Origin of the sequence: Carboxylicivirga fragile (assembly GCF_050589805.1) — a bacterium.
GTDB lineage: Bacteria > Bacteroidota > Bacteroidia > Bacteroidales > Marinilabiliaceae > Carboxylicivirga > Carboxylicivirga fragile.
The window spans coordinates 74,639-88,661 of the sequence record NZ_JBNGOY010000020.1 but is presented as its reverse complement, the minus strand read 5'-3'; the positions used below and the strand labels follow the sequence as shown (position 1 = coordinate 88,661).

Annotated in this window: 11 protein-coding genes, 3 tRNA genes and 1 pseudogene; 9 read left to right on the top strand and 6 right to left on the bottom strand. The window is 37.0% G+C overall.

Going from position 1 to position 14,023, the window contains the following annotated elements:
* Positions 1-122 precede the first annotated feature (122 nt).
* Positions 123-1,142: a recombinase RecA gene (gene recA / locus ACRD7B_RS10820; protein ID WP_430824565.1), complete on the bottom strand. Its 1,020-nt coding sequence runs from the start codon at positions 1,140-1,142 to the stop codon at positions 123-125.
* Between the two features lie 43 nt (positions 1,143-1,185).
* Entirely contained in the window at positions 1,186-1,647 is a 462-nt protein-coding gene (gene bcp / locus ACRD7B_RS10815) for a thioredoxin-dependent thiol peroxidase (RefSeq protein WP_430824564.1), read from the bottom strand.
* A gap of 329 nt (positions 1,648-1,976) precedes the next feature.
* Here bcp and ACRD7B_RS10810 point away from each other — a divergent pair, with 329 nt between their 5' ends.
* From ACRD7B_RS10810 to ACRD7B_RS10780, 7 genes are all read left to right on the top strand, one after another.
* Entirely contained in the window at positions 1,977-4,463 is a 2,487-nt protein-coding gene (locus ACRD7B_RS10810; RefSeq protein ID WP_430824563.1) for an SPOR domain-containing protein, read from the top strand.
* A gap of 151 nt (positions 4,464-4,614) precedes the next feature.
* Positions 4,615-4,890, top strand: coding sequence for an ATP-dependent Clp protease adaptor ClpS (locus tag ACRD7B_RS10805; protein ID WP_430824562.1), 276 nt, complete (start codon positions 4,615-4,617; stop codon positions 4,888-4,890).
* Positions 4,891-4,896: 6 nt separating this feature from the next.
* Complete coding sequence (locus ACRD7B_RS10800; protein WP_430824561.1) at positions 4,897-5,364, top strand: NfeD family protein; 468 nt, start codon at positions 4,897-4,899, stop codon at positions 5,362-5,364.
* A gap of 5 nt (positions 5,365-5,369) precedes the next feature.
* Positions 5,370-6,356, top strand: coding sequence for a flotillin-like protein FloA (gene floA, locus ACRD7B_RS10795; RefSeq protein ID WP_430824560.1), 987 nt, complete (start codon positions 5,370-5,372; stop codon positions 6,354-6,356).
* A 207-nt stretch (positions 6,357-6,563) separates the two neighbouring features.
* Positions 6,564-6,650, top strand: a tRNA-Ser gene (locus ACRD7B_RS10790).
* A gap of 23 nt (positions 6,651-6,673) precedes the next feature.
* Positions 6,674-6,748, top strand: a tRNA-Pro gene (locus ACRD7B_RS10785).
* Positions 6,749-6,820: 72 nt separating this feature from the next.
* Positions 6,821-6,895, top strand: a tRNA-Pro gene (locus tag ACRD7B_RS10780).
* Positions 6,896-7,012: 117 nt separating this feature from the next.
* Here ACRD7B_RS10780 and ACRD7B_RS22850 read toward each other — a convergent pair.
* The 4 genes and pseudogenes from ACRD7B_RS22850 to ACRD7B_RS10765 form a co-directional block, all read right to left on the bottom strand.
* Positions 7,013-7,243 (bottom strand): hypothetical protein, encoded by a 231-nt coding sequence (locus tag ACRD7B_RS22850; protein ID WP_489685654.1) that lies wholly within the window; start codon positions 7,241-7,243, stop codon positions 7,013-7,015.
* A 138-nt stretch (positions 7,244-7,381) separates the two neighbouring features.
* Positions 7,382-7,519 (bottom strand): annotated as a pseudogene (locus tag ACRD7B_RS22845) (ATPase); the annotation flags it as partial.
* A 47-nt stretch (positions 7,520-7,566) separates the two neighbouring features.
* On the bottom strand, positions 7,567-8,223 hold the full coding sequence (locus tag ACRD7B_RS10770) for an ATP-binding protein (protein ID WP_430824559.1): 657 nt from the start codon (positions 8,221-8,223) through the stop codon (positions 7,567-7,569).
* A 412-nt stretch (positions 8,224-8,635) separates the two neighbouring features.
* Positions 8,636-10,837: a KamA family radical SAM protein gene (locus tag ACRD7B_RS10765; RefSeq protein ID WP_430824558.1), complete on the bottom strand. Its 2,202-nt coding sequence runs from the start codon at positions 10,835-10,837 to the stop codon at positions 8,636-8,638.
* A gap of 493 nt (positions 10,838-11,330) precedes the next feature.
* Here ACRD7B_RS10765 and ACRD7B_RS10760 point away from each other — a divergent pair, with 493 nt between their 5' ends.
* Together ACRD7B_RS10760 and ACRD7B_RS10755 are read left to right on the top strand one after the other, a co-directional pair.
* Positions 11,331-13,325 carry a fructose-1,6-bisphosphatase gene (locus tag ACRD7B_RS10760; RefSeq protein WP_430824557.1) on the top strand — a complete coding sequence of 665 codons (1,995 nt, stop codon included), beginning with the start codon at positions 11,331-11,333 and terminating at the stop codon, positions 13,323-13,325.
* A gap of 224 nt (positions 13,326-13,549) precedes the next feature.
* Positions 13,550-13,984: a hypothetical protein gene (locus ACRD7B_RS10755; protein WP_430824556.1), complete on the top strand. Its 435-nt coding sequence runs from the start codon at positions 13,550-13,552 to the stop codon at positions 13,982-13,984.
* Positions 13,985-14,023: the final 39 nt, after the last annotated feature.

The window sequence follows — 14,023 nt, the reverse complement described above, 5'->3', positions numbered from 1 at the left end:
AGTCCCCTTCAGGGGATTTAGGGGTAACAAATATTGAAGTTAGTTACAAATTATAAGTTTCAAAGATTCTTTTTTGACTTTTGAGACAGCCTCATTGTTTTTTTTATGCAGTAACAGCTGTGTTATTTTGTATTAATGGCGGCCATTATTTTTTGTTCCAGCTCTTCGGCTAACTCAGGATTATCTTTGATGACTTCTTTAACAGCCTCACGTCCTTGGCCAAGTTTTGTTTCGCCATAGCTAAACCACGAACCGCTCTTCTTGACTATTTCCAGGTTAACTCCAAGGTCAAGAACCTCGCCAACCCTTGAGATACCTTCTCCGTAGCGAATTTCAAATTCTGCTTTTTTGAATGGAGGCGCAACTTTGTTTTTCACAACTTTCACGCGAGTTAAACTTCCAACTACATTTTCGCCATCTTTAATCTGCGTAACACGACGAATGTCTAAACGAACAGAAGCATAGAACTTAAGTGCGTTACCACCAGTTGTTGTTTCAGGATTACCGAACATCACTCCAATTTTTTCACGTAACTGGTTGATAAAGATACAAGTGGTGTTCGTTTTGTTGATGGTAGATGTCAGTTTACGAAGTGCTTGTGACATTAAGCGAGCTTGTAATCCCATTCTGGAATCACCCATATCTCCTTCAATCTCTGCTTTAGGTGTAAGTGCTGCTACCGAATCAATAACGATAATATCAATGGCAGAAGAGCTAATTAATTGATCAGCAATTTCTAAAGCTTGCTCACCATTATCTGGCTGGGAAATTAACAGGTTTTCCAAATCAACGCCTAGTTTCTCTGCATAGAAGCGATCGAAGGCATGCTCTGCATCAATAAATGCTGCAATTCCACCTTGTTTTTGAGCTTCAGCAATGGCATGGATAGCTAAGGTTGTTTTACCAGATGATTCAGGGCCGTATATTTCTATAACTCTACCGCGTGGAAGACCACCAACACCAAGTGCTAAGTTTAAAGCAATTGAACCTGTCGGGATAACCGGGATATCTTGAACTGAATTGTCATCCATTTTCATGATAGTACCCTTGCCATAGGTTTTGTCAATCTTGTCCATCGTTAACTGGAGCGCTTTCAGTTTTTCCTGATTTACTTTGTTGTCCTTTTTATCTTTTTCTGCCATTGTACTATATATTTTTCTGTTTCTTCATTTAGTCAAGGTGTACTTATGCAAGCTCACTAAGTATTTGATTGGTGTGGTCTTTAGTCTTTACTTTTTCAAATATTTTAATAATAACACCATTTTCATCAATAATAAAGGTTTTGCGAAGCACTCCCATGTAGGTTCTTCCGTACATTTTTTTCTCGCCCCAAGCATTGTATTGTTCCAGTATTATTTTTTCGGTGTCAGCAATGAGATTAAAACGCAGACTGTGTTTAGCAATGAATTTTTGATGGGATGCGATGCTGTCAGGGCTGACACCAATTACTACAAATCCTTGTTTCGTCAATTCATCATAGTTATCACTTAGATTGCACGATTCTGCTGTACATCCAGGTGTGTTATCCTTTGGGTAAAAGTATAGAATTACCTTTTGTCCCTTATAATCGCTTAGACTAATGTTTTTTTCGTCCTGATTCAGACCTTGAAAAACAGGAGCCTTATCACCTTCTTTTAATACTGACATATACTTTTTATTAATTGTTACAAATATATTTAAATAAACAACGATTAATGGAGGACATGGTTCAAAAGTTATTAACAGTCAATGTTTCAGTAGGCTTAGCTGTCTTGTTAGCGCTTGTGCACAATGCTTTTATCCTTTGTTGAGTAAAATGAATGGGTATAAAACGAATGAGTGTTTATATAAAAATTTGTGTTTAAGCTTTGGAGCTATTAAGTTTATGGTAAGTTGCTGTGCGTAGAAAGATATTAAATTGCCTATTGGCGGTGTATTTCGTTGCGAATGCTTAATTTTGGGCTGCCAATTCATAGATACGAAAAGATTAGGAAGATATGTTGATTAGAAAAGGATTCTTGGGTTTATTAATAATGTTGTTGTTTTCAATGTCCCTTGAGGCGCAAACAACTTATTCTTCGAAACAAGCACTTGAAATATTTCGCAGTAAAGATTACGTTGAAGCTGAAAAGGCGTATTCATATCTGCTAGGTAAATACGATAGAGAAGCTAAGTACAATTATTATTATGGCATTTGTTTATTGCAGCTTAATAGGAATATTTCAGAAGCCGTAAAGCGATTGAAGTATGCAGCAGTAAAAGGCGTCAGTCGCGATGCGTATTATTATTTGGGTAGAGCTTATCAATTGAGTTATTCGTTTGATGAGGCTATTGTTCAGTATACGCGTTTCTTGAAGTATGCAAGCACATCTGATATTCGAAATGAAAGGGCTGAGCTGTATAAATTGCAATGCGAAGTTGGTCGCCGATATTCAAGTAAGGTTTATCACTTGGATGTGTATGCAAGAGACACATTAGCAATCGCTGATCTTTTAGATTATTACCATCCTGTTGCCGATGTTGGTCAGGTGACTCGAAATAAGGATTTCTTTGAAGCTGGTGTTGATCCTGAGGGGATTTTATATCTGACAGAAAGAGGTGATGAGGTTTATTTTTCAATGAAAGATGAATTGTCTAAGAATGGTGACCTTTATAAAATGGAAAAATTGCTGGATGGATGGGGAGACAGTAAGGCCTTGTCTTCTATTAATTCCGATGCCGATGATATTCATCCGTTCTTGCAAATCGATGGTTCTACCTTGTTTTTTTCGTCAAATCGCGAAGGAGGTATTGGTGGTTACGATATTTATAAGACCGTTTACGATGCACAAAGTAAATCATTTTCTGAGCCTGTAAATATGGGCATTCCCTTTAATTCTCCAAAGGATGATTACCTGTTTGTAAGTGATGAGTTTAAATCCATTGCCTATTTTGCTTCTAATCGTGAAACTAATGATAGTTTAGTGATGGTATATGAACTGAAATGGGATGATTCTGTTGTTAAAAACCTCGTTTCAGATATGAATGAAGTCAAGGCCATTGCTGCTCTTGAGTTGTCAGAAGAAAGTGTAAAAAACACGGGTGCCAATGGAAAGGCTCGTTCGAAAAGTAAAGGAGGCAGCAAAAGAGGTACATTTTCGTACATGGTAGCTGATACCCTTGTGTATAGTGAGTTGTCGCATTTTAAAAGCGATGAGGCAAAAGCATTATTTGTGTCTGGGCAACAGTTAAGCCTGCAAAAAGATAGTCTCTCAATGTTAATGACCGGTAAGCGTGAGCGATATGCACGAACTAAATCAGAAACAGAGCGAGCCATGTTGGTGAACGATATTTTATCCCTTGAGAAACAAGTTTATGGATTGGACGGAAAAATTGAGCAAAGTTTTAATAATGCGCGAATTGTTGAAGTTACTCGGATAAAAGAATTGGTTCGTCAAGGTAGATATACAGCGCCAAGTCAGGTGAAGGTGAAGGATAAGTCAAGTTCGGCCTTGGCTGAAGTGTTGATACCTGAAGAATATACCTTTTATACCGATGAAGAGTTTAAACGCCGTTTAGATGAGTTGGAATTGATGTACGCAGCTTTATTTTCTGAAGATGAGATACAGAAACTTAAGCAAGCTGATTCACTTTATATTTGGGGTAATATTTTAACTTTAGAATCATCGCAGTTATTGGAAAATGCATCCAATCAACCATCGCAAGTGGTGCCTGTTGTTTCTTCGCCTTTCAAAAAACGTGATACGATTGAGGAAGAGCAAACGATTGCTGCCGGTATGATTGAGAAATCGAAGGAGTTGAAGTTAACTGCTCTTAAGGTATATCATAGTTCGCTTGATGAAAAGTACCGTATATATCGTTCAAAAATAACAGGAGTAAGCGCTAGTCAGCCAACTAAGGATTTCACATTTTTAGAGGTGCCGCAATCAGCTGCTAATGGTTATTTTCGTCAGGCCAAGGAAATGACCAATCCAATGTTGGGCTTCGATATTGAACGTTTCGAAAAAGCCGGGGCACTTAAGCGCTCAGGTGTGCAGGAGCAGGAAGGAGCTTTGTTTTCGTATGTTGACCTTTTAAGAGAGGGAAGTGTTTTATCTGATGCTAACGGAGAGTCGAAAGATGCGGGTAAAGCTCAGAAGACCTATCAAGAGCTTCATGGGAATACTAAAACTGAAGTAGCTGCTGTTGCACCGGTAATAGAAGTTGTTGAAAAAGAGTTGAAGAAGGATCAACATGAGTATCGTATTCAGATTGGTGTTTTCAGGAATGAGCCAAATGCTGATGCATTAAGTAAAATCCCAACCATAAGTAAAGTTCCTATTGCGGGAAAAGAGTTGACAAAATATTTTTCAGGAAGTTATCCAACTTATAGTGCGGCTGCCAAAGAATTGGCTAAAGTTAGGGAGGCTGGTTTTAATGGTGCTTTTGTTGTCGTTTTTAAAGAAGGAAAGCAGATCAACCTGACAAATGATTTAAAGAAATAATACGCACGATTGGCATGGGTTTGTGTTTTGCTATTTGATTTTATGTCGAGAATCTTAGTATTATTTTATTTGCGATTATCGGGAGTGAAACCCACTAATAGATTAGTTTTTCACAAAAAAAACAACTTAATTTAGAGAAACTTTAATAAAAATGGTTTCATTTAGTAAACGAAGCGAAGAGCATAATCAGGAAGACAGTGATAAGGAAAGACGTAAGCTGACCCTTCATAATGATGATGTAAATTCTTTTGACCATGTTATTGATGTGTTGTGTGAAATTTGTGAGCATGATGCAATTCAGGCTGAGCAATGCGCATTTCTTACACATTACAATGGAGAATGCCAGATAAAAATTGGTTCATTTGATGAATTATTGCCTATAAAAGCACAGCTTCTGGAGAAGAAGTTATCAGTAACCCTTGATTAAATAGTTATGTCAGTTTTGGTCATTGTTCTTATAGTATTACTCGGATTATTTTTAATAGCCTTGGAGTTTTTTGTGTTTCCTGGAGTTACGGTTGCCGGAATAGGTGGATTTCTATTTACAGCCGGAGGGGTATATTTAACCTACTCATCGTATGGTGCTACCTATGGCAATATGGCACTAGCTGCTACATTGTTATTTGGCGTAATTATGTTGGTGATGTCGTTTCGTTCAAAAACATGGAATCGCCTTATGCTGCATTCTAGTATTGATGGTAAGGTTGAAACGGTTGAGGAAGAAAATATTCATGTTGGAGATGCAGGTGTAACAGTTACTCGATTAAATCCTGTGGGAAAAGTAAATGTTAACAACGAATTGATTGAAGGAAGATGTCCTGGTCATTTTGTTGATGAAAATACAGAAGTTCTTGTTGAAAAAGTTCATAAAACATACGTTATTGTAAAACCTAAAAATTAATCTCTATGGCTGGTTTAGCCCCCATATTTTTGATAGCGGCAATTATAGTTGTCTCTTTTCTTTTTTTGTATTATGTACCTATTTTACTTTGGTTTTCAGCCTTAGTGTCAGGTGTGCGTATTTCATTATTGCAGTTGGTATTAATGCGTATTCGTAAGGTGCCTCCAGGTGTTATTGTCCGGGCATTGATTGAAGCCACAAAAGCTGGTTTAGCCGAAATTAAGCGTGATGAGTTAGAAGCGCATTATTTGGCAGGAGGTCACATCGAAAGTGTGGTGCATGCTCTTGTTTCGGCTGCTAAAGCAAATATTGATTTGAATTTTCAAACAGCTACAGCTATTGATTTAGCTGGTCGCGATGTGTTTGAGGCTGTTCAGATGTCGGTTAATCCCAAGGTGATTGACACGCCACCTGTAGCAGCTGTTGCCAAAGATGGTATTCAGTTAATTGCTAAAGCGCGTGTGACTGTTCGTGCAAGTATCAAACAATTAGTTGGTGGTGCTGGTGAAGAAACTGTATTAGCAAGAGTAGGAGAGGGTATTGTATCTTCTATTGGTTCGTCAATTTCGCATAAGGCAGTGCTTGAAAACCCTGATTCAATTTCTAAAGTAGTATTGGAGAAAGGCTTGGATGCTGGAACGGCTTTTGAGATTTTATCAATTGATATTGCTGATATTGATATAGGTAAAAACATTGGAGCAGGATTACAAATTGATCAGGCTGATGCTGACAAGAACATTGCTCAGGCGAAAGCTGAGGAACGTAGAGCGATGGCTGTAGCTGTTGAGCAAGAGATGAAGGCAAAAGCACAGGAAGCTCGTGCAAAAGTTATTGAAGCAGAAGCAGAGGTGCCAAAGGCATTGGCAGAAGCATTCCGTTCGGGAAATTTAGGTGTAATGGATTATCTGAAGTATAAAAATATTGAAGCAGATACCGCCATGCGCGATTCAATTTCGAAACCAGGAACAAAACCTCCAAAAAAAGATAGTTAAAAATTAAAAGCTCCGAAGGGAGCTTTTTTTTTGACTTTTAAACAGTTAAAAAGCTTGTCGAAAATTGAGTGAGAAAAAGTGTCTAATTTTTCAGAAAAGTGTTTGGAGTTATGATACTATTTCTTACTTTTGCAAACGCAATTGCAAAGGGGGTGTAGGATAGAGGAGCTTGATGCGATTGTTGCCCTTAAAAAGTTAAGGAAAAAAGGAGAGATGGGTGAGTGGCTGAAACCACCAGTTTGCTAAACTGACGTACGGGCAACCGTACCGGGGGTTCGAATCCCCCTCCCTCCGCATTTAAGTTGAAATTCATTATTCGGGGTGTAGCGCAGTCCGGTTAGCGCACCTGGTTTGGGACCAGGGGGTCCCAGGTTCGAATCCTGGTACCCCGACTATAGAAAGAGCTTTGTTTGACTTAGCTCTTTTTATTTGAAAAATGAATTGAAATTATGGATAGTATTATTCGGGGTGTAGCGCAGTCCGGTTAGCGCACCTGGTTTGGGACCAGGGGGTCCCAGGTTCGAATCCTGGTACCCCGACAAAAAAGCTCATAGATCGTAAGATTTATGAGCTTTTTTAGTTTTATGAAATGACAGTTTCAACTGTTGATTGGTATAATTAGTTCATCTTTTACGGTGTTCTGAAATCTTGCTTAACTAAAGCATGGTCTTTAGAAAATCTCTAATATAGATATGCTTTATTCCATCGTAGCCCTCACCAGCAAACTTATCCATCGAAACTACCATTTTAGAGTGGTTGTCAGAAATTTTTAGAAGGTTACCAAACTCTCTTTGAATAGTGTTTTCATTACTTAACAGATAGCTAACTTGTACATACATTTTTTCATTTTTTCTTTCGCAAATAAAATCAACCTCCTGTGCGTTCAATACCCCAATTTTTACCGAAAACCCACAAAACAATAGATGATTATAAACTATGTTCTCTAGGATTTTGCCAATATCATTAGCTTTATAGCCTATAATGGCATTACGAATTCCGATATTTTCAAAGAAATATTTTTCACCAATTTCAAAAATCCTTTTACCGATAATGTCATAGCGCCGGGCTGGTAGAATAATAAAAGCACTGGATAGGTATTTGATGTAATTCTGAATTTGTTGTGAGGAAATATTGACCTTTTGAGATTTTAAAAAGTCACTAATCTTTTTCGCAGAAAAGAGGCTGCCAACATTATCTGCCAGAAATATAACTAAACCTCAAGAAAATGAGTATTTCTTAAATTGTAACGGCTTACAACATCTCGATATATAATAGTGCTGTATATATTTTTGAGGTATTCAAATATGACATCGTCATTAAGAGGGAGATTTGTAATGTAGGGGAGCCCACCGTATTTCATATACATTCCTAAACTTTCGTCGGCATCATCAAGGGAATGAAATGTCAAAAATTCAGGATAGGATAAACTATAAATATTAAATTCTATATACCTGCCACTTAATGTGCTTGCTAATTCGCCAGAAAGCATTTTAGCATTACTACCTGTAATATAAATATCAAGGTTCTCATTTAAAGCTAGCGAACGTAAAGCTTTTTCAAAGTCTTCTATGTCTTGGATTTCATCAATAAATAAATAATTGCGTTCTGTTGATGATAAATGCTGAGTCACATAATCATTTAAATCATTTGCATTCTTGATGAAGTCAAATGCCAAATCTTCAAGATTAATAAATATGATATTGCTTTTGTCGTTCTGTTCAGATATAAGATTGATTAACTGGTAAAGGAGGTAAGATTTTCCAACGCGTCTTTGACCCGTTAATACTTTTATTAATGAGGTATTTATAAAAGGTTTAATTTTGGATGTATAGTTATCTCTTGGGATTATATGTTTAGGGATGTTCATTTTATAATATTTAATGTATATCAATAATATGTATTGAATAAGGAAAAACATTCAAATATACATGAAATATCTCTCTCTAAAATGATATGCTTCATGTATAACTTAAATAATTATTAATTGATGAAAAGTTTAGCTTATAAATTTATACACACCCAATTTGCTTTTTAATACCATCATATTAAAATGGTAGAAAATTAATTGTGACTTAATTTGTTGCATTTTAGATAAGAATGCGTAGTATTTAATTGAAAAATAATGATTTATGAAAGTAGGTGACCTAATTAAAAATGAAATTATAACAAGAAGCAAATAAGTGTTTTACGAGATCGGTCTATCGTCCTGGTACCCCAACACACAAAAGCTCATAAATCATTTGATTTATGAGCATTTTTAGTTTTATGGAATGACTACTTTAAGAACTAGTTTCCTCCTTTAGGTTTGTGTAATTATTGGTGAGTTTATAGTCGTAATCAGGATAGTCATAAATTGGAATGCGTTGTTCTGTTTCACCAATAGAGTAGCCCCAAATGCTTTCGTAATCCGATGTTTCCTCGCCTATGTCTTCCAACTGACGAAGATAGCCACTAAGCGATTTGGATTCTATAATAATCACTTTGTCCATTTGTTTCATCATCGGACTGTGCTTTCGCGTGTGATCCAATTCAAACTCCAATATTCGACGGCCATAGCGCGTTATTCCAATGGTTCGGAATGTAAGGCTTTTACCTACTCCTGGCAGATTAAGTACATTTCGGTCGGTTCCTAAAAATGGCAGACCACTTTCTTGCATTAACTGAGCCATTTCTTTTTCAATGGCTCCTGCATTGTTTGGAAACTCTTTTATAGTAGAATAATACTTTTCAGGAATTTTACCTATAACCTTTTCTTCCATTTGTTCCTGCACTGCTCTCTCGTTAGTGGCAAAGTTGAAACTATTCTCCATATAGCCTTTCACACTGAACGTATAATAGTTGATAATGCCAATTTCGTTTAAAACCTTGCGGAGCTTAGCAGCATGCCCTCGCCGTGAAGCAGCAGTTATGAATACATGCTGATTGGTAACCGTCCATCCGGCTGACATTAATAATTTTATGGCATTGCGAGCTTCAGGTGTTACCTCCATTGGCGATTCAAAATGTGTTTGCATAAAAAACTGCTGTACGCCTATTTTAGCAGCCTTCTTTTTAAAATCACCAAGTATTTTTACTAATTCGGGTGTAACGCGTTGAGGTAAATAGACTGGTAATCGACTTCCGAGCCTGATGCGGAGTATATGGGCGTGTTTTTCACCATCCGGTTTACTTTTGTTAGCTGCCACCTTATTAGCTGCCATTGTGTAAACCCGATCCAAAATTTTAGCCAACGATTTATCTGAACTCATTAGGGCATCGCCACCGGTGATTAAAATATCGCGCAACTGCGAATCCTTCTCAAAATAATCCAATAGGGTATCAAGTTTCTCATCCCAGCTTTCCTTAGGTTTTAATTTATCCAGGTTAAAGTTTAGATTACCCCGCTGAAAGTCATACATGCGTTGGCACGAAGCGCATAAGCCACCACATGCTCGCCCCATGGTATCAGGAATAAGGATGGCTACCTCAGGATAACGTCTGTGGATATTGTGATCGTTTGGCAAATACCAACCTGCAGCATTGGGTTCACCTGGTTTTACCTTATCCTCTTTTTCCCAGGCAACAATATTGCCGTATTCATCCACCAATTTCTGACTGTAAATAACATAGTAACGAATGGCTAAATCTGCTCCCACAGCAAAATACGGAACCCTTACGTGTAATAATGAAAGGTAATAAGGGTTCACGAAAAATGGAATGCCCTTAGCCTCTGCCTCATATAAAACTTTCATTGTATCGGGGTCGAGCGAGTTGTCCAGTAGTTCGTTTAATAAGTCTGGTGATTTGACGGCAAATTTTAAATGAAAGAGTTGATCTTCCCACCATTCCAGTGCTTTCAGGTATTTTTGCTCTTGAGATAAGCCTGCAGGAAAAGAAAATTTGCTATGCGTTATTTCACCTTTATCAATTTTCTGAATGATGATCTTAATAATGCGTTCCTTATTTTCTTCTCTCAATTTAATAATTCGAGGATCCAGCCCAGAGCACCATCTGTCCATCCATTCTTCAACCTGTTCCTTCGATGGGGTGTTTCTTTTGTATTCTCCACTGAATTGCCTGAAAAGCATTAGCATATCCTTAAAGAAAGAAGGTTTTGCGCCACCTGTTCCATGGGTTACAGCAAGCCAAATTAGGTGTATAGGATTACTTATGGCCAGTTCTCCTCTTAGGTTCGGATCTTCAAACTCTCGACCGGCATTATCGATGTAATCCAAAATTCGGATGGCTGCAAAATCTTTCCAGCTTAATTTCTCAAATGCCTCTCTTCCATGCTTTTCTCTTTTATAGAAATGGTAGGTATTCTTATTCTTCTTTATTTCTTCCAAAATCCAATTTCGAACGCCAACCAATACTTCGGTTTCATTTCGCGCATTTTGCATTATCTCTTCCAGAATTGGGTTTTCTCTCAGTAATTGCCTCAGTAGCATGTGTGATTTAACCGAAATTGCTATGTGATCGAGCTTGTGAGTTGATGCAGTCATAAAAGTTAATTAAAGGGGGTTTATCTAAAGATAAGGATTTTATGTCGAACTCGGGTTAGTGGTTCATTACTATTTGATGATGGGCTGCATAAGCTAAAAGAAAGCCGTTATTAAATGATAATGCCTTGTGCAATGAAGAAAACGTGTCATTACCAAACGTTAATACCGAGCTTGACGGAAAAGAGAGTTGTTATCATTTGGTAATGATGGTTTTTATAGTTGTGTTTACTTTTATATGAAGGGAAGGAGTTTCTATTTCAATGTCCCAATTGTTTCGAAACTTTCAACAATTGTTTCCTTTGTTTGTTACGAATTGTAACTCTATAAAAAGCTTGTATTACAAGGGTAAACCTACAAAATGAGTAGATAATACTTGAAAAATATTTGAAAATGAAAGATATTTACATTTTTCATCTAAGGAGTCGTTAAAAAACATTAGTATTACATTTTTAGACATAAACAGTACACATTTTTATTTTTAAGACAAATGGTTTTGGATTGCGAAAATGAAGAGTTATTAAAGAATAATTACGGAGAAGATGAGTTAAGGTATTTAAATCTTCTTGCCGAAAAATTCCCAACGGTACAGGCTGCATGTACCGAGATTATTAACCTTGAGTCCATATTAAACTTGCCAAAAGGTACCGAGCATTTCCTGACGGATATACATGGCGAATATGAAACCTTTAGTCACGTTTTGCGCAATGCTTCGGGCATGGTTCAGAAAAAGATTAATGCTGTTTATGAGCATGCATTGAGCGAAAAAACCAAGATGCAATTGGCCACTCTTATTTATTATCCCGAAGAAAAATTGGAGATAATAATTAGGGAAGAAAAAGATTTGGAAAATTGGTACGCTATTACCTTGCGTCGATTGATTCAAGTGGCACGCGTATCAGCCGATAAATATACCCGATCAAAAGTGAGAAAAGCTATGTCGGATGATTTTTCTTACGTGATTGATGAATTGTTAAACGAGCCTAACGCCAAAAAAGAGAAATATTTTGATCGCATTATAAAGTCTATCATAGATGTCGATCGTGCCAATCACTTCATTGTAGCAATTAGTAAATTTATTCAGCGATTATTAATTGATCGTCTGCATATCATTGGAGATATATATGATAGAGGGCCTTATGCAGATAAGGTGATGGATGCCATACAAGATCACCATTCGGTAGATGTGCAATGGGGTAATCATGATATTGTTTGGATGGCTGCGGCAACAGGAATCCGTGCAAGTATTGCGGCTGTTATTCGTTTAAGTGCGCGCTATAATAATTTAGATACCATTGAAGATGCTTATGGTATTAACTTATTGCCTTTGGCTACATTTGCTATGAAAGCCTACGCTGACGATCCGTGCGAACCATTTATTCCCAAAAATACGCCACCAGAGAATATTGGCTCAACGCATATTAACTTAACAAGTAAAATGCACAAGGCCATTATGATTATTGAGTTAAAGTTGGCCGAAGAGATAATACGTCGTAATCCTGAAATGGAAATGGACGACCGTTTGTTACTCGATAAAATTGATTACAAAAAAGGAACCATCACGCTTGAAGGCAAAGAATATGAATTAAATGATAAGAACTTCCCGACAGTAAACCCTAAAAAACCTGCTGAATTAACAAAGGAAGAAAAGGAGTTAGTTGATAAATTACGTTTCTCATTCATTAATAGTGAGAAGCTTCAGCGACACATAAAAACCTTATTCACTAAGGGAAGCACGTATCTTGCTTATAACTCTAATCTACTTTATCATGGTTGCATACCGCTTAAACCGGATGGAAGCTTTGAGGAAGTGACTTTATTTGGAAAGAAATACAAGGGTAAAGTACTCTGTGATCAATTTGATTTGATTTCTCGTCGTGCTTACTTTAATCGTGAGCACCGCGAAAACAATATCAAAGCAAGAGATTATATGTGGTATTTGTGGAGCGGACCCAATTCGCCACTGTTTGGTAAAAAGAAGATGGCAACGTTTGAGCGTTACTTTATCGATGATAAGACAACCCATAAAGAAGAAAGCAATACCTATTATAAGTTAAGGGACGATAAGGCAACGTGCTGCCGTATACTTGAAGAGTTTGGTCTTGATCCTGAAGTGTCGCACATTGTAAATGGGCATGTGCCTGTTAAAGTAACCAAAGGTGAAAGTCCTGTAAAAGCTGAAGGTAAGCTGTTTGTGATTGATGGTGGGATGTCAAAACCATACCAAAAGGTTACGGGTATTGCTGGCTATACCTTGATTTATGATTCGTACAGTTTAATATTAGCAGAACATAGACCGTTTGAATCAAAGCGTAAAGCCATTCAGGAAGAAGTAGATATTATTTCAACCAGAAGTATGATTGAGCATAGAACCAGACGAATTAGTGTAGGTGATACGGATATAGGAACTAACCTACGTGAGCAAATTAATAATTTACATCGTTTACTTGATGTTTACCGAAAAGGTATTGTGAAGGTAAAGAGGGTGTAGGATAAGGTGATTTTTTGAATGTATTGTAAATGCCTGAATAGTATAACTGTTTGGGCATTAGTTTTATTAACTAATTAGTGTCATATCTTCAGTGCGACCTCAATTTTGATATTAATAATCATATATTAAATGGTTATTATATTGGTTTTGTATTGATGAAAATTTTTTTTGTTAAAAATTCGTTTTAATTTTAAGCTATTATTTAACTTTTCAAAGTCTAAGTTATGAGGAAATTGTTTTTTATTATCACATTGTTATGTGGTACCTTGTTTTATTCTAATGCTCAAGAAGTTGGTTTGCGTTTTGGTGAAATAAGTGGTGGAAATGTTGCCATCGATGGTGTGTTTGCCTTGGGCGAATTTACCCGTATACATGCTGATGTGTCATTTGGGAATAAAGGAATGGGTGTTGATGCCTTATGGGATTTTCTTTATCGCCCCTTAGGTGAAGAGGCTTTTAATTGGTATGCAGGTGTTGGTGCTTATACGTTTGTTGCCAGTGATTTTAAACTTGGAGCTTTAGGAGAATTGGGTTTAGAGTATCGCTTTAGAGAAGTGCCGCTTGTGATTGGAGCCGATTGGCGTCCTTATCTGGAAATAATAGATAATACCAGCCTTGGTTTCGATAGTTTTGGATTAAATGTTAGGTGGGTGTTTTAAAGTTTTATGAAATTATAGTTATTGTAAAGGCCGTTTGGA

Bases quoted from the DNA above. Each gene is read 5' to 3' on its own strand.
- recA (WP_430824565.1), bottom strand. From the start codon at position 1,142: ATGGCAGAAAAAGATAAAAAGGACAACAAAGTAAATCAGGAAAAACTG.
- bcp (WP_430824564.1), bottom strand. From the start codon at position 1,647: ATGTCAGTATTAAAAGAAGGTGATAAGGCTCCTGTTTTTCAAGGTCTG.
- ACRD7B_RS10810 (WP_430824563.1), top strand. From the start codon at position 1,977: ATGTTGATTAGAAAAGGATTCTTGGGTTTATTAATAATGTTGTTGTTT.
- ACRD7B_RS10805 (WP_430824562.1), top strand. From the start codon at position 4,615: ATGGTTTCATTTAGTAAACGAAGCGAAGAGCATAATCAGGAAGACAGT.
- ACRD7B_RS10800 (WP_430824561.1), top strand. From the start codon at position 4,897: ATGTCAGTTTTGGTCATTGTTCTTATAGTATTACTCGGATTATTTTTA.
- floA (WP_430824560.1), top strand. From the start codon at position 5,370: ATGGCTGGTTTAGCCCCCATATTTTTGATAGCGGCAATTATAGTTGTC.
- ACRD7B_RS10770 (WP_430824559.1), bottom strand. From the start codon at position 8,223: ATGAACATCCCTAAACATATAATCCCAAGAGATAACTATACATCCAAA.
- ACRD7B_RS10765 (WP_430824558.1), bottom strand. From the start codon at position 10,837: ATGACTGCATCAACTCACAAGCTCGATCACATAGCAATTTCGGTTAAA.
- ACRD7B_RS10755 (WP_430824556.1), top strand. From the start codon at position 13,550: ATGAGGAAATTGTTTTTTATTATCACATTGTTATGTGGTACCTTGTTT.